At 37.8% G+C, this 22,145-nt stretch carries 21 protein-coding genes; 9 read left to right on the top strand and 12 right to left on the bottom strand.

The features are described from left to right. Positions 1-203: 203 nt before the first annotated feature. The 3 genes from I6F53_RS13065 (at position 204) to I6F53_RS13055 (ending at position 3,735) form a co-directional block, all read left to right on the top strand. The gene (locus I6F53_RS13065; protein WP_197239824.1) at positions 204-1,823 is read left to right on the top strand and encodes a methyl-accepting chemotaxis protein; all 1,620 of its coding nucleotides are present in this window, start codon (positions 204-206) and stop codon (positions 1,821-1,823) included. 195 nt (positions 1,824-2,018) lie between these two features. Beyond that, complete coding sequence (locus I6F53_RS13060; protein WP_197239823.1) at positions 2,019-2,660, top strand: hypothetical protein; 642 nt, start codon at positions 2,019-2,021, stop codon at positions 2,658-2,660. Beyond that, positions 2,650-3,735 carry a rhomboid family intramembrane serine protease gene (locus tag I6F53_RS13055; protein WP_197239822.1) on the top strand — a complete coding sequence of 362 codons (1,086 nt, stop codon included), beginning with the start codon at positions 2,650-2,652 and terminating at the stop codon, positions 3,733-3,735. The genes I6F53_RS13060 and I6F53_RS13055 overlap by 11 nt, the downstream gene beginning before the upstream one ends. Before the next feature lie 62 nt (positions 3,736-3,797). Here the strand turns inward: I6F53_RS13055 and I6F53_RS13050 are convergent, their stop codons facing one another. Both I6F53_RS13050 and I6F53_RS13045 read right to left on the bottom strand, forming a co-directional pair. Next, a complete protein-coding gene (locus tag I6F53_RS13050) occupies positions 3,798-4,304 on the bottom strand; it encodes a transthyretin-like family protein (protein WP_231616595.1) in 507 nt (168 codons plus the stop codon). A 25-nt stretch (positions 4,305-4,329) separates the two neighbouring features. Further along, complete coding sequence (locus I6F53_RS13045; RefSeq protein ID WP_197239821.1) at positions 4,330-4,713, bottom strand: DUF1294 domain-containing protein; 384 nt, start codon at positions 4,711-4,713, stop codon at positions 4,330-4,332. Positions 4,714-4,764: 51 nt separating this feature from the next. Here I6F53_RS13045 and I6F53_RS13040 point away from each other — a divergent pair, with 51 nt between their 5' ends. Continuing rightward, positions 4,765-5,295 (top strand): hypothetical protein, encoded by a 531-nt coding sequence (locus I6F53_RS13040; protein ID WP_197239819.1) that lies wholly within the window; start codon positions 4,765-4,767, stop codon positions 5,293-5,295. Between the two features lie 67 nt (positions 5,296-5,362). On the opposite strand, the gene I6F53_RS13035 is transcribed toward I6F53_RS13040, so the two are convergent. Continuing rightward, positions 5,363-5,905, bottom strand: coding sequence for a carboxymuconolactone decarboxylase family protein (locus I6F53_RS13035; RefSeq protein WP_197239818.1), 543 nt, complete (start codon positions 5,903-5,905; stop codon positions 5,363-5,365). Positions 5,906-6,017: 112 nt separating this feature from the next. Here I6F53_RS13035 and I6F53_RS13030 point away from each other — a divergent pair, with 112 nt between their 5' ends. Next, positions 6,018-6,605 (top strand): TetR/AcrR family transcriptional regulator, encoded by a 588-nt coding sequence (locus I6F53_RS13030; protein WP_166421033.1) that lies wholly within the window; start codon positions 6,018-6,020, stop codon positions 6,603-6,605. Positions 6,606-6,699: 94 nt separating this feature from the next. Here I6F53_RS13030 and I6F53_RS13025 read toward each other — a convergent pair whose 3' ends face one another. From I6F53_RS13025 to I6F53_RS13005, 5 genes are all read right to left on the bottom strand, one after another. Next, positions 6,700-8,820: a methyl-accepting chemotaxis protein gene (locus I6F53_RS13025; protein WP_197239816.1), complete on the bottom strand. Its 2,121-nt coding sequence runs from the start codon at positions 8,818-8,820 to the stop codon at positions 6,700-6,702. Between the two features lie 105 nt (positions 8,821-8,925). Continuing rightward, entirely contained in the window at positions 8,926-10,143 is a 1,218-nt protein-coding gene (arsJ, locus tag I6F53_RS13020) for an organoarsenical effux MFS transporter ArsJ (RefSeq protein WP_197239814.1), read from the bottom strand. 24 nt (positions 10,144-10,167) lie between these two features. Further along, on the bottom strand, positions 10,168-11,178 hold the full coding sequence (locus tag I6F53_RS13015; protein ID WP_197239813.1) for an ArsJ-associated glyceraldehyde-3-phosphate dehydrogenase: 1,011 nt from the start codon (positions 11,176-11,178) through the stop codon (positions 10,168-10,170). A 44-nt stretch (positions 11,179-11,222) separates the two neighbouring features. Then, the gene (locus I6F53_RS13010) at positions 11,223-11,576 is read right to left on the bottom strand and encodes a metalloregulator ArsR/SmtB family transcription factor (protein ID WP_165729438.1); all 354 of its coding nucleotides are present in this window, start codon (positions 11,574-11,576) and stop codon (positions 11,223-11,225) included. A gap of 164 nt (positions 11,577-11,740) precedes the next feature. Further along, complete coding sequence (locus I6F53_RS13005) at positions 11,741-12,169, bottom strand: organic hydroperoxide resistance protein (RefSeq protein WP_197141907.1); 429 nt, start codon at positions 12,167-12,169, stop codon at positions 11,741-11,743. A 123-nt stretch (positions 12,170-12,292) separates the two neighbouring features. On the opposite strand from I6F53_RS13005, the gene I6F53_RS13000 reads away from it, so the two are divergent. The 3 genes from I6F53_RS13000 to astB all read left to right on the top strand — a co-directional run bounded on the left by I6F53_RS13000 (position 12,293) and on the right by astB (position 15,862). Continuing rightward, complete coding sequence (locus tag I6F53_RS13000) at positions 12,293-12,727, top strand: MarR family winged helix-turn-helix transcriptional regulator (RefSeq protein WP_197239812.1); 435 nt, start codon at positions 12,293-12,295, stop codon at positions 12,725-12,727. A 47-nt stretch (positions 12,728-12,774) separates the two neighbouring features. Next, the gene (locus I6F53_RS12995) at positions 12,775-13,881 is read left to right on the top strand and encodes an L-dopachrome tautomerase-related protein (protein WP_197239810.1); all 1,107 of its coding nucleotides are present in this window, start codon (positions 12,775-12,777) and stop codon (positions 13,879-13,881) included. Positions 13,882-14,515: 634 nt separating this feature from the next. Beyond that, positions 14,516-15,862, top strand: coding sequence for an N-succinylarginine dihydrolase (astB, locus tag I6F53_RS12990; protein ID WP_197239809.1), 1,347 nt, complete (start codon positions 14,516-14,518; stop codon positions 15,860-15,862). A 44-nt stretch (positions 15,863-15,906) separates the two neighbouring features. On the opposite strand, the gene I6F53_RS12985 is transcribed toward astB, so the two are convergent. The 3 genes from I6F53_RS12985 to I6F53_RS12975 form a co-directional block, all read right to left on the bottom strand. Continuing rightward, positions 15,907-16,956, bottom strand: a complete 1,050-nt coding sequence (locus I6F53_RS12985; protein WP_197141914.1) for a hypothetical protein — start codon at positions 16,954-16,956, stop codon at positions 15,907-15,909. Between the two features lie 5 nt (positions 16,957-16,961). Continuing rightward, positions 16,962-19,220 carry a thrombospondin type 3 repeat-containing protein gene (locus tag I6F53_RS12980; RefSeq protein WP_231616594.1) on the bottom strand — a complete coding sequence of 753 codons (2,259 nt, stop codon included), beginning with the start codon at positions 19,218-19,220 and terminating at the stop codon, positions 16,962-16,964. Positions 19,221-19,573: 353 nt separating this feature from the next. Continuing rightward, positions 19,574-20,428 (bottom strand): mechanosensitive ion channel family protein, encoded by an 855-nt coding sequence (locus I6F53_RS12975; protein WP_197239807.1) that lies wholly within the window; start codon positions 20,426-20,428, stop codon positions 19,574-19,576. A gap of 275 nt (positions 20,429-20,703) precedes the next feature. Between I6F53_RS12975 and I6F53_RS12970 the strand changes: the two genes are divergently transcribed. Then, the gene (locus I6F53_RS12970) at positions 20,704-21,384 is read left to right on the top strand and encodes an SDR family oxidoreductase (RefSeq protein WP_166421025.1); all 681 of its coding nucleotides are present in this window, start codon (positions 20,704-20,706) and stop codon (positions 21,382-21,384) included. A 132-nt stretch (positions 21,385-21,516) separates the two neighbouring features. Here I6F53_RS12970 and I6F53_RS12965 read toward each other — a convergent pair whose 3' ends face one another. Next, a complete protein-coding gene (locus I6F53_RS12965; RefSeq protein ID WP_165729431.1) occupies positions 21,517-21,855 on the bottom strand; it encodes a carbon starvation protein CstA in 339 nt (112 codons plus the stop codon). Positions 21,856-22,145: the final 290 nt, after the last annotated feature.

The following is a 22,145-nucleotide window of genomic DNA, read 5'->3' as shown; positions in this document are numbered from 1 at the left end:
CAACCACCCTTTAAAACCCGAACTTAAAACACATAAATAACAGACACTTAGAGTTTTAAGCAAAAACTCTATTTCTATAAATAAAAAACAACTTATAATAAAACTTAAATAATAAAAACGCCTTTTATATTAATAAATATTTAATATATCCCTATCTATAATTTTATATTTCGAAATTATTCACTTTTGTTTGGGTTTTATACATGCTTAGAAAAATATCAATCCGACTGCGCTCGGCGCTCGCCTTTAGCTTTATAGGGTTATTAGTTATTATTGTTGGCTTATTTTCAATATTTAGACTTAACCTATTAAATACCGAGATTAATACGATTGCAGAAACTAACGTGCCAGCACTTGAAACCTCTCTAATTATCCTTTCAGACTTTTATAATTTAAGGTTGCAAAATAGCAATGTAATTAATGCAACTGAAGCGAATCAACTTTCATACAAACAAATTTTCGATAATACAAAACGCACGTTACTCGATAATATAAAAAAAATGGCGCCACTGCTTAATACTAAAAATGAAAAACACCAATTAGAAGTGATTGAATCTGATATTTATAAATTTTTATCTCTACAAAATCAGCAAATTAAATTATTAGCTGAAAATAACTTACAAGGCGTTCAAAGCCTTCAAGAGAATGAGATGAAGCAGGTTCGTGATGGCGTAACGCAAGCTATTAGTAATATTGTAGAAAGTCAGCAAGCAAATATTCGTGATGGTAAAATTAAAGCACAATACGTTTTTGACCAATCCATTTTTTTTGCTTGGATCACATTAATTGTCGCCATTATTTTAGTTTGGTTTTTTGCTTGGTCGTTTACCAGAAGTATTATAAAGCCTATGCGCAACGTTTTAGATTTAGCGCAGTCCATAGCCCGAGGCGATTTAACCCAACCGATTAGCGATGAAGGGAATGATGAAACCACAAGCATGATTATAGCACTGAGTCAGATGCAACAAACGCTCAGAAATACCATTAATAAAATTCAAGACTCATCTCATAACTTAGTCTCTACATCAGAAGAGCTGAGTGTTGTTACTGAGCAATCAACGCAGGGTATCATTTCGCAAAATGAGCAGTTAGAGCAGGCTATTTCCGCAGTTACCGAGTTAACAGTTTCAGCTGAACACGTTGCGCAAAGCTCAGCCGACACATCTCGAGAGTCAGACTCAGCAAATGAACAAGCGCTAGCTGGCTTAAAACAAGTAGAAGATACAGTAACTACTATTACCGCTCTTCTTAGTGAAATCGATAAAACTCAAGACGGTATCAAAAACTTAGCCACAGAGGTCAATAAAATAGGATCGGTGCTTGATGTGATCAGAGATGTAACCGATCAAACAAATCTACTGGCTGTCAATGCCGCGATTGAAGCAGCAAGAGCAGGTAGTTATGGCCGAGGCTTTGCTGTTGTAGCGGATGGTGTTCGTGCATTAGCCCATAGAACAAGTGAATCAACAAAAGAAATAGAGCTAATGATTCAGTCAGTTCAAAGTGGAACTAAAAACACAGTAATTTCAGTACAAAGCAGCCATGACAAAGCACAAAAAAGCTTAGATATATCACAGTTAGCAGGCAAAGCTTTAATAGAGATAACGACTGCTGTTGCGCATATAAACAGTCAAAATGCGACAATTGCATCTTCAGCTCACGAACAGGCAAATGTATCTCGTGAAATTGATAAAAACTTGCTAGTAATACGCGACGTAGCTGCAGAAGTAGCCTCTGGCGCTACACAAACTAACATGTCGAGCCATGAACTTTCTCGTTTAGCCGACTCGCTAGATGACTTAATCAAACAATTCAAAGTTTAAAATAATTCTGCCTTAGCTTAAATACTCGCTTTATTAGGTATTTAAGCTGAGTAAAAACCTACCGGATAGCTATTTGTATATGCTGGAATATATATTTAAAAATATCCCCAATATGAGAAGCGGTATTGCTAACTGGCTAATTTTTAAGTATTCTTGCGTGCCTAAAAAGGAAGCAAAACTTTAAGGAATAAGCTATTGGAACCAACTAATCCCCCCCCAGAACACAATACAAAACCACCTATAGTTACTCAAAAATTCACTCAAGCCCTTAAAACGGTCGATCATAAAGAACTAAAAAACACTGGCTTTTGGTTAAATCAATTTTTTATGGTTATTTCTACTGTATTTGGTGTTTTTTTAGCGGCTCAAAGCGGTTTAGAACAAGCGCTTAAGTTTGATTCGTTTAGTAAAATGGAAGATAACTACTATTTACGTACATCACTTTATGACGAAGTTAATGATAATGCCAACACGGTGGCCGAGTATGCAGAACGCTTAGCGAAGAGCCCACCAACATCAGAGATGGAGTTTTTTAAACCGACACTTGAGCAGTATATATGGAAAACCATGCAATTTTCTCCTACTACGCTTGAAACACCGAGTGAGTTTTTAACTAGAATACGTCGGTTTTATTCTCGAGCCGACTTTATCATCAATGCCGCAATAAATCGCAAAATGTCTGCTAAGCAAGCCTCTATCGAATTAGCAAAAATAACAGACTTAATTAAAACTCAAACACTACCAGCATTAAAAAATAGCGCTAAACAATTAAAAATGGAATTACAGCAGAATGATATTTCTGTTGGTTCGTTAAAGGAACTTGAAAATGCTAACTAAGAACTGCCCTCATTGTAAAGACCATCCATTAGAAGCAACCAATTATCAAGGTGAAGAAATAGATATTTGCCGTGAGTGTGGCGGTTTATGGTTCGAAAAAAATGAAGTAAACAGGATGATTTCAGAGATAAATGACGGTCCTGAAGGAGATAAATTTGAAACTCACTTTGGTGAACCATTAGGAATTTCTGAGCTTGACTGTCCTGATTGTAAAAAAAGTTTAGAGCGTTTTCATTTACTTGAAGCTTTTCATACCGAAATTGATGTTTGTAGACACTGCGATGGCACCTGGATTGATAAAGATGAGCTTGAAAGTGTAGAAAAAAGCCCTGAAATAAAAGCGAGTTTAGGCGAACTAAATCAAAAAGTAAGTTGGAAAACCTATCTGTTCCAATTTTTAACGCAAATGCCTGTTGAATATAATATTAAACCACAAAAAACACCTTGGGTTACTCGCGGCCTTATTGTTTTAAATACATTGATTTTTGCACTTTATTTTTTAAACCCAAGCTCATTTAGCTATGTTATTGATAACTTTGCTATGACACCTGCAGATTTAAGCAAAGGTAATGAGCTATGGACTGTATTAACTTGCGTATTTTTACATGGCTCTATAATGCATTTAGTCGGCAATATGTACTTTTTATATATCGTTGGCGATAACCTAGAAGATGTTTTAGGTCATAAACGCTTTCTGTTGTGGTATTTGACCTGTGGACTACTCGCATCGTTTGCAAGCTACATTGTAAGCCCAATGTCGGATATACCAGGCGTGGGGGCAAGTGGCGCCATAGCAGGTTTATTTGGCATGTACTTAATGTGGTTTAGACATGCAAGCCTTACTTTTATGTTTGTAATTTATCAGAAGAAACTTTCTGCAGTATGGTTTTTTGCTATTTGGTTAGGATTTAACATTTTTGGTGCAGTAACAGGCCCTGATGGCATTGATTATGGTGCGCATATTGGTGGCTTTATAGCTGGACTAATTATTGGTTATATTTTGAAAAGTAAAATATTAGAGCAAAACCCTATAATTCGTTTACTAAACCAAAAAGAAGCACAATTAAAACGTTAATCGTCATATTAAAGCCACTAATAGATGAACATTAGTGGCTTTATAAAACTTCTCACTAATTTCTATAACTTGCAACGTGTATAAACTGTATAAAATTGACCCGTGTTTTTTATCGGTATATCGTACGTTATAGCCTCTTTACTAAGTTCGCATTCAAAGTTATTTAATATATCAGACAGCAGTGCTTGCTCTTCGGTGAACTGTATTGTGGTGTACCACAAGATTGAATCTTCATCTTTTTTGTTTTCAATATAAATACTCTGTAGTAAAGAGCTATTAAAAAACATGTTTGAAGGCTTTGAAGTACGTATTGTTTTATTATCGAAATAAAAGTAACCATTGTTATCACTTATGGCTTCATCAATATAAGTATCACCATGAATCAGCTCTCTTGTTACTTTAACGCCCTGTTGGGGCTCACCCTTGTTTAATAGTCTGCCTTTTACAGGCAACGACAACGTAACGTCTTGTTTATTAAAAAAGCCAAACATGTCTGCACATCCTTGCATTGGTATTAATAAAAATAAAATAAGCGTTAAAGTCACGCCAGCCGATCTTGTATTAGTCATAAAAAGTCCTTTTCCTATTTATACTTTAACCTAACAATAAATCTGGAAAATAAATAGCGATAATACTACATCCCACATTAACTAAAATACATAACCACAACACAATAATAAAGCGTCGCTTTTGCGATTTATGACGAAGTAATTGTTGAGCAAGCAATGCCCCCGGCCATCCTCCAAATAATGCAAGTAGCTGCAGCGTGCGCTCTGGTGTGCGGTTCACTTTTGTATGTGAAGAGCGTTTAGCTTGTCGCTTATCCCATGCATACATTAAAAAGGTTATAGCACTTAATACACTTACATAACCTGGTACATATATTGGTATATAAACGGGTAAGTATTGCAGCGGGTAAGCCAACCAAATGACAGCTAAATAAAGCAATGAGAACGTGATTAATATTTTCTTTATCAATTAATTATCACCTATACTGGGCACTACGATTATAAAAATAAGAACCAAATTATGACATACTTTAAATCGCTATTCTTAGTATTATGCTTATGTACATTTAGTAGTTTTGCTACTGAAACTGCCAGTAATCTCGATAAAGAGCTTGAAGTGTTTAAACCTTACCTAGGAACGTGGCAAGCTGACTTTAATGTACCTGAAGGCGCAAAACCTGTGCAAGATGTAGGTAAGTGGGAGCGCGCGCTAAATGGTAAAGCTATACGTACTATGCACTCAATTAACGAAGGTGAGTATGGCGGCGAGTCGATGATTTTTTACGATACTAAAAAGCAGTCACTCGTATTTTACTACTTCACCACCGCAGGATTTTATACAAAAGGGATTATGAAGGTATTAAGCCCTACTCAATTTGTCGCTTATGAAGATGTTACAGGCAGCAAAGATGGGATCACTAAGGTTAAATCGACCAGTAACTTACAAAACGGTAAGTTTGAAGTGTCGACCTCATATCTAAAAAAAGGTGAATGGACTAAACCTGAAAGCCGTACTTATACCCGCAGTACAAAAGCGGTTAAATTTAAATAGCCGCAATTTATATACAAAAGGCAGCCTAGGCTGCCTTTTTGTTATTTCACTCTTTAAAAATCGTAAATTATTTTACGAATTTTTTAAATGGTGCATCTACTGGTGTATCACCAAGGTGATTAGTGTAGTTGCTCATTACTTTTTGAGATAAACCAACAATAATTTCAAGTAGTTGCTGCTTGCCGTAACCTGCTGCAAAGAACTTTTCGATTTGCTCATCGCTGATCACGCCACGTTCACGTGTCATTGCAAGTGTAGTTTCACGAAGAGTTTCTAGCTTAGGGTTAGCTAGTGGTGTTTTGTTTACAAGTGCATCAACAATATCTTGGTCAACTTTCATTGAAGCTGCAATTGCACTATGTGCTGGTACGCAGTAGTGACACGCGTGCTCAACGTTAATTGACTGCCATACAACTGTTAGCTCTTCTGCGTTGAACGATGTTTTTTGAAACAACTCATGCAGTACTTGGTAACCTTTAAGTAATGTTGGTGCTTCAGCCATTACCGCGTGTAAGTTAGGTACCATACCAAATGCAGCTACTGAATCAGCCATTAGAGATTTTGATTCTTCAGGTGCATTTTCTGCTGTGTATAAAGTAAATTCTGTCATATCTAGCTCCAATAATTAATTAGTTTTAAGTAACTTCGAGACACATAGTATTTGATTTTGAGCGACTGTTCAAGTTAAAATTGAGCAAATGTTCAAATTGATTGAGAATGATATGGCTAATAAGGTTAAATTTGAACGCGAGAATGTAGTTCGCGTTGCTAGTCAGCTATTTTGGCAAAAAGGGTTTCACGCAACCTCAACGCGTGACTTACAAGAAGCCGTTAATATGCGCCCGGGTAGTATTTACTCTGCGTTTGGCTCTAAAGAAGGGCTATACAGCGAATCGCTGAAAGATTACACCGTACAAATGAAAAACCAAATAGAAGGGTTTTTATCAAGTGCCGATACGGTTCTTGGTGGATTGCGTGCATTTGTAGAAAACGTGGTAATTAAAACAAAAGATTGCAGCCCAAGTGCAATTTGCATGTTAGTTAAAGCAAACAGTGAATTTGCAGAAAAAGACTCAAACCTATACGAGTTAAGTTTAGAGTTAGCAGCTCAATTTGAAGCTTATTTAACGCAATTGTTTACACAAGCAATAAACAAAGGTGAGTTAGGTGATACGTTAACCGCTGTTGAATATGCGCGCTTTTTTCAGGTGCAATTTACAGGATTACGTGGCTACTTTAACCGCCCTGGTGTTGAGCAATTAGCGCAGCCGATGATCAACCAAATGTTTATGTTGATTAAAAAGTTATAAACATTGATTGGCGTTTATTATCAACAAGTTATACTTACTCACTAAATAAAAATGGCCAGCATAAGCTGGCCATTTTTATACCTAAAACTTAAAATTAAGTTTTAAGTTTGTTTAGCTCGCTATCTTGCTGGGCAACAAGCGCATTAAGTGCTTCGCTGCTATCCCCAGCTTGAGTTGATAGGTCAGCAAGTTGCGACGCGGCATCAGATATAAGCGTAAGATTACGGTTAATTTCTTCAGTCACTAAGCTTTGTTCTTCAGCGGCGGTAGCAATGTGCGTAATTTGATTGGTTATTTCATCAACTTTAACAACAACACTGTGCAGTGCATCAAAAGCTACTGACGTTTCATCAACGGCATCTTGTGCTCGTACTACGCCTTTTTCTATTACCGTTGAAGCATTACCAACCTCGTGTAATAAGCTATCAATTAACTTACTTATGTCATCAGTTGATGAGCGTGTTTTAGAAGCAAGCGCACGTACTTCATCTGCTACAACTGCAAAGCCTCGGCCATGTTCGCCAGCGCGCGCAGCTTCAATTGCGGCATTTAGTGCCAGTAAGTTTGTTTGCTCTGAAATAGTGCGAATTACATCTAATATTTGTGTAATATCTTTACTACGTGAAGCTACTTTTTCGACTGCTTGGTTAGCTTCTTTAATTTCTTCAGACATGGTTTTAACTTGTGTCATTGCTGACGATAAACTCGATTCACTGCTAACAACTAAACCATTTATTTCATCGGCTTGCTGGGCTGATTGCTCTGATGCTCTTGCAACTTCGAGTGCTGTAGCGCTCATTTCGTTCATAGCCGTTACAACGCTTTCAATTTCGTGAAACTGCGATTGCACATTATGTTTAGTATCAATAGCTATATGCTGCGCTATTTCACCTTGTTGCTTGGTTTGATCAGATACATCTTTAAGTTCTGTAATTAAAATACGTAACTTTGATAAAAAGGCATTAAAGCCCCCCGCCAGAGCAATGAGTTCAGCGTGGGTTTCAACATGGAGTGTATGCGTTAAATCGCCTTCTGAGCTTGCAAGGTTATCTACACGTTGTTGAATTTGCTGAAGCGGTGCAACCACGCTACCAATAACAATTTTCATAATGATAAACGCGATTACTGCAATTACAGCACCTGTAATTAAGATCATTGCGCCTAAGTCGTTTGCTGTGTCAGTCATATCTTGCGATAAAGCATCAGGACCAGCTAAAGCTAAGTTACTTGGTACTTCAATAATTAAAGACCAGTCTGTGTTAGCTAGCTTTATATTTATAGGGTAATTAACTAAGTACTCAGACGATGTTTTAAATATGCCTTTTTGGCCTTTAAATTTTTCAAGCTCTTTAAATAAATCAGAACTAACGGCTTCTTTAAATGGGCGTCCTAATTTAGATTTATAATGGCTACTGCCTACAACTAAACCAGTATTGCTAAGCACGGTTACTTTGGCTTGGCCATTATAAAGCTGCTTAGAAAGCTCTTCAGTCATTGTTTGAAAAGTAGGTAACGTTAAATCAACACCCGCTAAACCAATAAACTGCCCCGCTTTTAAAATAGGCACAGTTAACGAAGTTAGCATTACTGAATCGCCCGAAGGAATTTCGTATAAGTACGGTTCCATAATACAAGGCTTAAGCGTGTCTTTTGCACATAGGTACCAATGCGCTTCGCGGATACCAAATTCATTTAAAGAGGTAATGTATTTATCGGCGGCATTAGCTACTTTTTGCTGCTCAATTACACCGTTTTGGTCACGTGTTATGTAAACTTCTAAGGTACCATCGCCATTAACGGAGTGTTTGTAGCCTTTTTTAAAGCTCGAATCTTGCCCGTCAAACGCGTTTGGTTCAAACTGAGAATAGATAGATGAGAGTAATGTGTTTTGTTCTAAAATAGAGCGATTTATACTTACTACCGTATCGCGGCTAAGGGTTTCGCTTTTTGCGGTATCACCTAATAAAGCGGCTAAAGAGTATGGTACTCGGTAAGCTTCGTTAATAAAGCCCGCTATTTTTTCACCATATATTGCGGCATTCGCATTTAACTTTTCTTCTACTTCAGCAACAATATAATTTTCTGACTTGCTTGCAAGCTCTTCATTACTTGCAGATAACTGCCACCATAAAATGCTCGAAAGCATCAATACGGTAATAAATATACTTCCGACAGTAAGCCACAGTAATTTTTTTGCTAGCGATATTTCCCGCATTCATCTCACCCTTTAATTAAAACTACTGATACAGTTTAGTAGATCTAACCAACGAAGCTATGAATATCGTTAAACAAATTTAAATTAATACAATAAGTTGAGTTTTTAACGCTTAGCCAAGCATGCAGTTGTAATTGTAGCCATAATTAATAAACACACACTTACCCATAAACACGCCACCAGCCCATATACTTGAAAAACCCAGCCAGAGAGCACTGTACCAAGCAAACGCCCTATTGCATTGGCCATATAGTAAAAACCAACATCGAGCGACACCCCGTCGTTTTTAGCAAAGCTTACTATTAAATAGCTATGCAATGATGAATTTACAGCAAATACACCGCCAAAAATAAGTAAGCCGATTACAAGCGTAAAATGTACCGCTATATCAAATTGCATCAGTAACGCTAAAATACTGGTTACGCCACTTAATAAAGCAACCCACCAATACGCTTTTTTGACTGTGTGTAAGTTTGAATCACTTTGCCCGGTTATACGTGGCGCTTGCGACTGCACTAATCCATAAGCAATAACCCATAAGGCCATAAAGCCACTTACCCACCAATGATCCCAGTTAAACTGAGCGGCTAGGTAAACAGGCAATGCCACTACAAACCACACATCGCGCGCTGCAAATAAACATAAACGCGCTGCGCTAAGTAGGTTTATTGCCCGCGATTTAGAAAATAGCTCTTTAAACTTAGGTTTATTTTTGGCTTTGCCAATATCGCCTTTTAAATAAATTAAACTAATAACCCACGCAACACTAAGTAAAGCTATTAAACTTACTAGCGCACCTACAAAGCCAAATACGGTAAGTAGCAAGCCACCTAAAAAAAAGCCCACTCCTTTTAACGCATTTTTAGAACCCGTAAGTATGGCAACCCATTTATATAATTGGCTTTGCCCGGCGTCTCCTTGCGGTACTAAATACTTAATAGCGCTTTTTGCGCTCATTTTATTTAAATCTTTAGCTATACCACTTAGTGCTTGCGCTGCCATTACGTAGGCAACAGTTAGCCAATCTCCAGGCACGCAAAGCATGGCCAAAGCGACAAGCTGCAGCCCTAGCCCTACATTCATGGTTTTGTTTAACCCTAAATGCGCCCCAAGCCAACCACCGACTAAATTGGTGATCACACCAAAAATTTCATAAAACAAAAACAGCATGGCTATCGCAAATGCACCATACCCTAACTGATGAAAATACAGCACCACCAGCATGCGCAGTGCACCATCCGTTAAAGTAAATGCCCAGTAATTACCGGTAATTATTAAATATTGTTTTATAGAACTCGGTAAACTAGCTAACTGAGCAAACATAGCGTTAAACCTTTTTAAACGAGATTAAACCACATCACTTTTTGCAACTTTAAGCATTAGCTCAGCAGTACGATTTGCATAACCCCACTCGTTATCATACCAAGCGTATAACTTAAGCTGAGTGTTATTAATTACCATGGTTGAAAGGGCATCTATGGTGCAGCTGCGCGGATCAGTTTTGTAATCTACCGATACAAGCGGTCTTTCTTCGTAGCCTAAAATATCTTTTAGCTCGTTATTTGCAGCGTTTTTAAACCAAGTGTTCACTTCACTTTGTGTAACGCCGCGCTCAAGCTCAAATACGCAATCGGTAATTGACGCATTAGTAAGAGGCACACGTACAGCATGGCCGTTTAACTTGCCCTTAAGCTCAGGGAATATATGCGTAATAGCCGTTGCACTGCCTGTTGTGGTTGGTATTAAACTAGTACCGCACGAGCGCGCGCGACGTAAATCTTTATGAGGGGCATCAATAATAGTTTGTGTATTGGTTATATCGTGAATAGTGGTCATTGAGCCGTGCTTAATGCCCACTTTTTCTTGCAAAACCTTTACTATTGGCGCTAAACAGTTAGTTGTACACGAGGCTGCCGTAACAATTTTATGCTCGCTTGGGTTATAAAAATCATCGTTTACACCCATTACAACATTTAGTATGCCGTCTTCTTTTACTGGCGCCGTTACTACAACACGCTTAACACCTTGTTCTAAATATTGCTTTAGCAATTCGGTGGTTTTCATTTTTCCGCTGGCTTCTATTACTACATCGCAATCTGACCAATCAGTTTCATTTATGGTTTTATTATTCGTCACTAAAATAGTGTGTTTACCTACACTAAATGAGTTTTCATCGCTGGTAATATGTTGTGCTAAGCGCCCGTGTACCGAGTCAAACTCAATTAAATGAGCATGGGTTTTAGCATCGCCCGCTACATCGTTTACTTTAATAAACTCTATTTCTGGCCAATCGACTGCTGCACGCAGTGTTAAACGCCCCATACGGCCAAAACCGTTAATACCTACTTTAATCGTCATAATAAAATACCTTTAATGAGTTAATTTATTTACTAATTAGTTAGTTAACAACAGCTAGCTGCTCTTTCAGGGCGATTACCCATAGTATTTAACCGCGTTAAATCGTTTTCATAAAATGAAGGGTTAGCAGTCAGGGTTTGCGTTAATACGTTTTTAGCCCATTCAGGCAGGGCTTTATTAATACTGTAATAAACCCATTGATTTTGCTTACGGTCGCTCAGTAATCCGCATTGTCTTAATTGTGCTAAATGGCGCGACACTTTAGGCTGGCTTAATTCAAGCGCAGCAACAAGTTCGCACACACACAGCTCTTCTTGGTCGCTAATTAATAGCATTGCTTTTAAACGCGTATCGTCCGCTAGGCATTTATAAAATTGAAGTGGGTTGAATTGTTCCATAGTATCCTCGCAGTGTTAGTGCATATACAATAAAACAAAAACCAAATATATGGAATAGTGAATATACGATTATTTGTATATTTAAATTATTTTGCTTTAAAACGCAAAAAAGCACACAACGACTGCTTGCCGTTGTGTGCTTTTAATAATTACGTTATTTAGTGTTAAATAACAGAAAGCTCTATTTCAATATTGCCACGTGTTGCGTTTGAATATGGGCATACTTGATGCGCTTTATCTACAAGCGTTTGCGCTGCTGCTTTATCCATATCACCTAGTGATACAGCTAATTTTACAGCAATACCAAAACCGCCTTCAATCGCGCCAATAGACACTTCTGAATTAATATGTGTGTCGCTTGGTAAATCTATTTTTTCGCTACCCGCTACAAATTTAAGTGCGCCAATAAAACATGCTGCATAACCTGCGGCAAATAATTGCTCTGGGTTAGTGCCTTGTCCGTCATCGCCGCCTAAACCTTTAGGTGTTGATAGTTTTACATCTAAACGGCCATCATCTGATTTAGCTACGCCTTCACGGCCGCCAGTTGCAGTTGCTTTTGCTGTGTAAGCTACGTTTTGTAATACATTCATAATGAACTCCAAAGTTTAGTAATCAATTTAGTTTGTGTGCAAAATAATAGATCAAGTAATTAGAGATTGCAAATACTTTGCATGCAAATTAAAATAACATGTATCGAAATAAAGGATAAAGTTATGTCGTTTGAGCAATTAAAGTTAAAAAATCAGTTATGCCATCGGTTATACATGGCATCTAACAGCATTGCGCGTGCGTATCGCGAGCCTTTAAACGAGCTAAATTTAACTTATCCGCAATACGTAGTAATGATGGCGCTGTGGGAGCAAGACGAAATAACAATTGCAGAGCTGATAGATAAAACCGCGATCGATGGCGGCGCAATGACCCAAATACTCAAAAAAATGACAGACAAATCACTACTTGCTGTTATTAAAGATGAGCACGATAAGCGTAAACGCCTAATTCAGCTTACCCAAAGTGGTCAATCACTTAAGTTAAAAGCGGCTGATATACCTAAAAACATTCAATGTAAATTCGACAGTATTAATACGGCTCAAGCACAGCAGTTAATGCAACTGCTCGATTTAGTAGTAAACGACTTAGCCAATTAGGCACTTTATAGTTAACCAATCAATTTACTTTAAAAGGTATATATTAAATGACTCATATTAAAAAATTACTCTTAGCAGCGGCATGTAGCACTGCACTTTTAGGCAGCAACGCCGTACTTGCTAATACCGCTAATCAAAATGCTGATTTAAAAACAGTAGCCACATTTGATGCGCAGCACCCACCGGGTAACATTGCTATTACGCCATCGGGTAGAAAGTTTTTATCGGTACATGGTTTTTTTGGCCAAAAGCAAAAAATTATGGAGCTTTTAAGCGATGGCACAACTAAACCCTACCCTAATGAAGAATGGGCTTACGCGTACAATAACGGTAAAGGTTTTTACGATGTACTTGGCATAAACGTATCAAGCGATGGCGTTTTATGGATGCTTGACACCTCAGGGGCCGATCACGCTGGGCGCTTAGTGGGTTGGGATACAAATAAAGAGCAACTGCATAAAATTATTTACCTCGCAAAACCAATGATTACCGACACCTCATTTTTAAACGATTTAGTCATCGATAATAAACATGGCGTTGTATACATTGCCGACACAGCCCAAGGCAGCCAAGCCGCTATTATTACGGTAAACCTTAAAACAGGTGTTGCACGCAGAGTATTACAAGATAGCCATTACACTACAGCCGAAAATATCGATATGGTTATTGATGGCCGCACTATGAGCATTGGCGGACAACCTGCCCGCTTAGGTGTTAACCCAATTACGCTTGACCCTAACGAAGACTGGCTTTACTTTGGATCTATGTCGGGCACGTCGGTTTACCGTATTGCCACCAGCGATATAAATAACGAGAGCCATTCGGCTGAAGCACTTGAAGACAAAGTAACGCGTTACGGCACTAAGCCAATTTCAGACGGTATTATTGTTGATGGCGGCGGTAACGTATACGTAACCGACATAACCAACGGTGCAATTGGCGTAGTTAAACCTACTGGCGACTACGAAGTATTATTTAAAGACAATCGTCTTAGCTGGCCAGATGGTTTTAGCTATGGAGCCGATGATAAAATATACTTTACCGTTGACGATTTACACAACTCGCCTGTACTTAATAATGGTAAAAATAAAAGCCACGGTAAGTTTAAAGTAATGTCGTTTGAGCCTTTAGTAAAAGCAAAAGTAGGCCGTTAATTACTTTTTGATACCTGTACTTTTTAAAAGCCTTGCACATTTAAGTGACCCCAATAGTTGCAGGGCTTTTATTAGAAAAAACACCACGCTGGTGCACTTTTTAATAATGCTTCACCACTTTGGTGCTAACCCTTAAGTATGTATTTACACTTAAATACTAAATACCTGATTTCTATTCATAAAATATTCAAGTTAATGTTGGCATACTTCTTCCTATAGACTGATGTGTTCAGTGAAAATACCAAGGAAAAACAATGTTCAACTTATATCATACCCTTTACCTTTTATGGCGTTTAGACATTAGCGTTTGGCAAGTTAACGACCCTACAAATACCCGCACTACCGCTGATAAAGAACGCGCCTATGTTAAGTAACATCGTATTGTGTAAAGGCTTAGCATAAAGCTTAAATGTATAAACCTACTTTAGGCTAAGCTTTTGCACACTATGAAATTTATGTGTACATTTTAATTAAACTTCAAATTAACCGTTCAATATAAAAACAACCCCCTTGTAATAAACTCCACATTTAAAAACATCAAAAAATTAGTAAAAACACTGCGTTTATAACTTTGCAAGCAGCTCAATTGCATTGTATTGTTGCACCCTATTGAAAATTTTTAGTTGGAACGTGTATGAACGCTTTGGAAGTTAATTTTGATGGCTTAGTGGGTCCTACTCACAACTACGCTGGTTTATCGTATGGTAATGTTGCCTCGTTGAATAACGCAGCAAGCTTTTCAAATCCTCAAGAGGCGGTACTTCAAGGCCTCGAAAAAATGAAAGCCATGCATGACAAAGGCCTAACTCAAGGTGTATTTGCCCCTCATGCGCGCCCCGACTTAAACGTACTACGCCGCTTAGGCTTTACCGGTAATGATGCACAAGTCATTCATAAAGCATTTAAAGCCGATCCTATTTTATTACGCGCGTGTTATTCAGCATCTGCAATGTGGACAGCCAATGCCGCTACAGTATCGCCTTCTCCTGATACAACCGACGGCAAAGTACATTTCACTTCAGCTAATTTAAATAATAAGTTTCATCGTTCATTAGAGCCTGCAACCACTACGCGCTTATTAAAAGCCATGTTTAATAACGACAAATACTTTGCGCACCATACCCATTTGCCTGACCAAGGCTTTTTTGGTGACGAAGGTGCAGCAAACCATACTCGTTTTTGTGACAGCCACGGCGAGCAAGGCCTTGAAATGTTTGTATTTGGTGCCAGCGCGTTTAACAGCCAATTACCAAAACCCGCTAAGTTTCCTGCAAGGCAAACACTCGAAGCCTCAGAAGCAATTTGTCGCTTACATAACTTAAAAGATTCAAGCCAAATTTTACTACAGCAAAATCCAGACGTAATAGACCAAGGCGTGTTTCATAACGATGTAATTGCAGTAGGTAACGCCAATGTATTACTGTGCCACCAGCAAGCATTTTTAAACCAAGCTTTGGCACTGCAAGATATTCGTGAAGCGTATGTGGGCAAAAAAGAATTTTACATTATTGAAGTACCAACCGATAAAGTAAGCATTACCGATGCAGTAAGTAGTTACTTATTTAATAGCCAGCTTGTAAGCCTTGCCGATGGTTCAATGCTGTTAGTGGCACCACAAGAGTGTAAACGCAACAGCGCGGTTAACGCCTACATTGAAGAAATGATTATGGCTGATAACCCAGTAAACCAAGTACAGTTTTTTGATTTACGCCAAAGTATGCAAAATGGCGGCGGCCCTGCTTGCTTGCGTTTACGTGTAGCCCTTAACGAGCAAGAACTTGCTGCAGTAAACCCAGAGGTTATTTTAACTGATACTAAATACACACAACTGTGTGACTGGGCAAAGCGTAACTACCGCGACAAGCTAGGCGCAAGTGACTTTGCAGACTCAGCCCTACTCACCGAAAGCTACCAAGCACTTGATGAGCTTACACAACTACTTAATTTAGGCTCAGTGTACGACTTTCAATTAGAGGGTTAATCAATTTTATAATGCAGCGACATAAGTGTCGCTGCATTATTGTTTCAATGTTGTTTATCCGCAGCAGTTGCAATCACTACTTTTATATCTGCACTTACAAAATTTTGAATATGTAGTTCTTTTTCTATTGCTCTTTTTGTAGAAGGACTTCTTTGAATTGCTATATCAAATAATTTTTTCACTTGCTCAGCAGAATTTTTTGATTGCGTAGAACTCCATTTGATTAAAGCGGCAGTCGCTTCATATTGCCCCATATTAGCAAGCGTATTTAGTGCTGTATTTTTTATAATAGCGGTTGAGCTATCTTTTAAATACCCCGTTATATGAGGAACTAAAGATTCATCATGAATAGTGTTCATCGCACGCTTAACAAACAGGCGCTTGCTCTCATACTTTTCATCAATAAAACCAAACAAATACTCTATTTGTTCACTCTGTGCGTGCCGAGCGATTGTAGTAGCTAACTCGCCAATAAATGGGCTATCCTCATCCGCAATTGTAAATGCTTGCTGCGCTAAAGCGGTGTATTCACCACTTCGATTTAGCTTTTCTATCGACTTTTTAACGTTATATATAGCCCTCGATCCTTGCCAATCATTTTTGGCAACAAAATCAAAAAACACTTCACTCGCTCTTTGAGTATCTATTGCGGCCAAAAGGCTTAAAGTATATTCAATTAATCTATCATCATTTTTATTACCCTTAATTGCTGATTGTAGTTTTTCAACAATAAATTGATAAACGCCTTCTTTATTTGTAGTTTTTAAATAAGTTAACAGTTCTTTTTCAGCATTAAAATCAATGGCTTTACTATTATAAACACGACTTAAAAGCATTTTAGTAATAGTTAAAGCATCCTTATCACTAAGTTCTTTTTTTTCAACATTATTATCTTTGACATTTTTTGATGATTTAGAGGTAGCCAAAGTAGTGTCTGTTTGGTGTGTTTGTACATTAGATACAGTATCTTTAATCCCTCTAGGTTTAGCACCTGTATTCACCGGTAACTCTGCATACTGAACAACAGGCAAAAACCAATAAAAAGTAAACGCTATCAGTAAACATATAAAAGTTAAAAGTATCACTTTTTTCATAATACTTATTTCCACCCTAAATCTGTATATAAAGCATCAAGTAACCTGAAAATATCGGTTACTCTTTCAGTTTCTTCTGTGTGCAAAATATTTACAGCTGTTTGTGTATCTTCTTTAGTAATTGATATACCTTGTCTTTCTAACAATAAACTCAATTTTTGGCTATAAGCAGGTACAATTCCATCACCAATAAATGAAGCTCTTGTTTGTCCATTTTCAATATACCTTAGCGTTTCTGGATGCGGATGGTCACCAGAAAATAATGCTCGATAGGCATACAAATCATAACCCGAAATACCAGCGTCTTTCGAAAGGATTCCGAAGTCAGTCCCTTGATAAGCCAGTTGCCCTATTACTAAATCATCAAGGCTCGTTAAGTCGCTGTTTAAATATTGTATTGAAGATGACTCTGGCGATAAGAAATCGATACTTGGGGATTGCAAGTCCATTTGATAATCTAGTCCGAAATCAACCCCAAAATATGTTCTTGTACCATCGAGCATCTCAACAACTTCCCAGTTATCTTCACACTTTCCGTTATCTTGTCGATAAGTACTTTCTGGAATGCAATTGTCGTTCATATATTGATAAAAACGCCCTAATGGAGAACCTTGATGTGGAGTACCTGTTGTTGCGAACCCTTTAACAAAAGACTTATACATAGCTTCATCATTCTGCAAATAAGAGCGAGCAGCTAGGCCACCTCGGCTATGCCCAAATAAAAATATTTCAGTATCTTCACCTAAAGACTCAACTATTTTCTCTACAGCCTTTTCTACTTCGTAACCTAAGCCTTCAAAAGAGGTAAAATCACCATCACAACCCAAAGCATTAATACATGATTTAGCATCTAAGCCTGTTCTTGCATGAATGCCTTCTCTATCAAATGCTCCAAACTCCAAATTAAAACAGCTAATGCCGTCACTATTAGCTTCAACTACTGGAAGAGTATTATCGTCATTAGTTAATATTTGGCACTGACCATTAAAAAAGCTATCGTCATTTACCATTGCATCCCATGTACTAGGACTTGAAGCTAATCCGTGTAAAAGTAGCATTGCCTTTTTATATATAATATTTTCTGTCGTCGCTAATAAATTAAAAGTCGCGCCTTCTTTCGCGAGTATACCAATGTTGTAAGTAGTAGCCTGATGAACACGTATTGCACAACTTTCATTTTGAGTAGTACCTAAATTAGAACGACATTGATACTCAAATTTGGTTGGAAAATCATCTTCTTCTACGTATAAATCAATATCGCCCGATAAATTAAGTAACGTAATATTTAGTATTCTATTTTCAGGTGCTTCAACGATAAAATACTGCCATTGACCTTGAGAAATATCACCTACAATCATTTGTTCTATAGCTAACTCACCTGGGTTTTTAATCGAATTATATTCAGCTATGTATGGGTTTTCATCTTCATCATTGAGGATACCATCACCGTCTATATCTGGATCGCTATTATTACCAATACCGTCACCATCTAAATCTTCCCATTCAGTTGCATCAAATGGGAACATATCTGAGGCATTAGCTACGTTATCGCCATCGATATCAGGATCGCTATTATCGCCAATACCATCATTATCTAGATCATTCCATTCGGATATATTATATGGAAAAGCATCTTGTGTATTTAATACACCATCCCCGTCAATATCTGAATCTTCACTATCAGCAATACCATCTAAATCTGTATCGCCTGACAACTTACCGGTGCTATCTCTAATAATATATATTTGGCTGTCCGCTTTTTCTTTTAACACTAAGTACTCATTTAGTTCATTGAATACACTCTCACTATTATTAATATCACTAAGCAATTTCGCTTCTGAACCAGGAATAATAGCAAGGCGAACTAAATCAGCAGCCACAGATTCATTCTGAGCATGACCTTTAATAATAAAGTCTTCTAATAAACTTTGCGGAGCTACATTTAATAACTGACTAATTTGAGAAATAGCGGAGTTTATATCAAGCGTTTTTCTGTTTTTCAAATAAACAAGTGTCGTTAAAGGGCTAATTACTTGTTCACCTTTCGGTGAAGATAATATAAAGTTTTCATTAACAACCTTATTTAAGCTTTCATCAAATGTTTTACCCTCTTCAGCAAATAAAATTACACTATAATCTTCAGGATTAATTTCAGATGAAAGAGTCAGTACTCCTTTACCGTTAGCTTGGGTAATAGCGCTAGGTTCATCAGTATCCTGTCTTCCATTATTATTTAGATCTAGCCATACAACTGCAGAACGCAAATAACCATCAATAGCAGTTATAGTATATGTTTGAGTTACTGTTTCGGGAGATTTCTCGATGGGTTGGGAAGAATCAGAAGATTCTCCACCACCGCAAGCAAGCAAAGTATTTATAGACACACACAGAAAAAATAGACGTAGGGAGTTTCTCGCAGCCATCCTTGACACCAAAATTTAATTTAAAAAGTATTTGTATATTATAGCCTTATTTAAATTTAACTATCAATTTATTAACAAACATAATCAAGTATTTTAAAAATGAAATTAATATATCGCTCAGTTAGTACAGTCTATATAAATAAAAATAGCGAGCAAAGGCTCGCTATTTTTATTTGCGCTTATGCTACTAGAATTTAAACGTCTTTTTTAACCGTTATGGCCGATGCCATCGACTCAGATATATGAAGCGTACGCTGCGGAAACGGAATACTCAGCCCAGCACCTTCAATAGCTTCTTTAACACGTTTATTTAGATCCCACACGGTTTGCCAATAATCACCATTAACAGCCCACGCACGTAATTGAATGTTCACTGCGCTTTCGCCTATTGATGTCACCATTACTTTAGGTGCAGGCTCTGCGAGTAATCGGCTCTCTGATGCAGCTAATTCTTTAAGTACATTTAAGCCAACGTCAATAGAGTCAGCATACGAAATACCCACCACTATATCCATTCGTCTTTTGCCATTACGGGTAAAGTTTTTAATATTGCCACCCCATACTTTACCGTTAGGCGATGCGATATAAAGGCCGTCGGTGGTTTTAAAAATAGTAGTAAATAGGTTTATTTCACTCACAGTACCAAGCGTGCCACTGGCATCAACAAAGTCGCCTATTTTAAAAGGTCTGAGTATTAGCAGCATAATACCCGCAGCAATATTGCTCAGCGTATTTTTAAGCGCTAAACCAATAGCTAAACCTGCAGCGCCCATTAGCGCAATTAAGCTTGCCGTATTAACGCCAAAAATATCTAAAATAAATAGCCCAGCAATTATATAAACCAAATAACCAGCAATGCTCGATAAAAGAGGAAGCAGCGTACTATCCACTCTTTTTAATGGCGATTTAGAATTTTTAATCGCTTTTTTAACCGAACGTGCAATAAGCGCGCTCGCAACTAAAATTGCCAATGCTAAAACCACTTTGTAACCTAAAGTGATGATTGTTTCTGAATGGCTTTGCCAAAACGCTAAAAGTTTATCTTTCATGTTTGTTCCGATAAATGTGGCTGAAACTCAGCAAAATAATGGTTAAATCTAATAAAAACCGACTTCAAAAGAAGTGGCGCGAGTATATAGAATAAAAAATTTAAACCTATCTTTTTTAATCACTTATTTCAATTTTAAAAACACTGTTAAAACCATGATTTTTAAGTTGCAAAGCACACCTATTTACGGCGAATTTATAGCGACTATTCAATGTAGGTTAATCGTTTATTGGTATGGTGATTTTAAGTTTTTAACGTTCATTAAAGAGGTTATTCATGGCAAAAGAGAAAATAGTACTCATAACCGGCGCTTCAAGTGGCATTGGTGAAGCAACCGCAAAAACCCTTGTAAATAATGGTCATAAAGTAATACTTACCGCTAGACGCGAAGATAAGTTAACTGAGTTAGTAGAGTCATTAGGCTCAAATAATGCACTTAGCGTAGCCGCAGATGCAACCGACTTTACTGCGCTTGAAAACGTAGTTGCCAAAGGCATTGAAAAATTTGGTCGGTTAGATGTAGCTTTTGCTAACGCGGGTATGGGTGTTTCAACCGCTGGCACCGAAAAAGGCGACCCTGATGAGTGGTCAACTATGATCGATATAAACATTAAAGCCCTACTGTGGACTGCAAAATTAACCCTGCCGCATTTACGCCAAAACAAAGGTCACTTTATATTAACCAGCTCTGCCGCTGGTCGTAAACCAATTGGCGGCTCTATTTACGGGGCAACTAAATGGTTTGCTTATGGGTTTGGGCAAAACTTAGCTGAGGAAATGAGCGAGTGGAATGGCCGCTGCACCACCATAGCCCCAGGCATGGTAAACACCCCATTTTTTGATGAAGCAAAACCCGATAAACTCGACCCGCAAGATGTAGCCGACGCCGTACTGTTTGCTATTGAAGCAAACCAGCGCAACAGCGTACGTGAGATTTATTTAATGCCGACTAATTAACGTTGCTTGGTTTAGTTTGGGCTGTCAGGTTTAATGCCAATGGCGTTAAACCTGATGGTTATTAGTGCCTTGTTTGGGTTAGAATTTAGCAGGCAACAGTAAAGCAAAGGTATTGGATATTTAAAGGGCTTTTTAATTGCCAATGCTGCCCTTAAACCATATGTAAGCAAAATATAGAGCAACGGCAATATATCCAAAAGAAATAATTAGATTTACTTTCCAAAGGTTTAGCCAAAAATTACCTCTGAAATAAGTGCGTTCTCTTACTTTATGGTAAAACAATGCTACTGAAGAGGGTACTAATATTAACGCAGACCAACCAAGCATAGGTAACACCATAAACATAATGCCTATCCCTGCACCTCCTGCTGAAGCGTCGGATGTTTCACCATCAATTGGGGCTAGCATCACGTAGCCTAAAATAAACCCGGCAATCGCAAGTATAAAACCTAAAAGCTGAAGTGTTCGCATAATTATCCTTGGCAACTAACGAGACTGTAAAATAACTTCAACAGCCAAATTCAATTAGAAAACGAGATCCTGTAATTAACTTTAAGCATTTTTAAAGCATTAGGTAATGCATTTTGAACCCATAAAACAAGCTTTTTTTCTTAAAAAAGAGTAATTCTACAGCCTCAACGCCTCAATAAGCGGACTGAAACAGTGGGCTGTTATATGTAGCAAGAGGGCGTTCAGAATTCTGTGTCAGCCTAAATTGCTAAATATCTAGCACACCATCTAACCTACCTTCGAAGTGGATG

The organism is Pseudoalteromonas sp. SWN29 (genome assembly GCF_015864465.1).
In the GTDB taxonomy this organism is placed as follows: Bacteria; Pseudomonadota; Gammaproteobacteria; order Enterobacterales; family Alteromonadaceae; genus Pseudoalteromonas.
The sequence above is the reverse complement of the archived record's forward strand: the minus strand, read 5'-3'. Positions and strand labels throughout refer to the sequence as shown.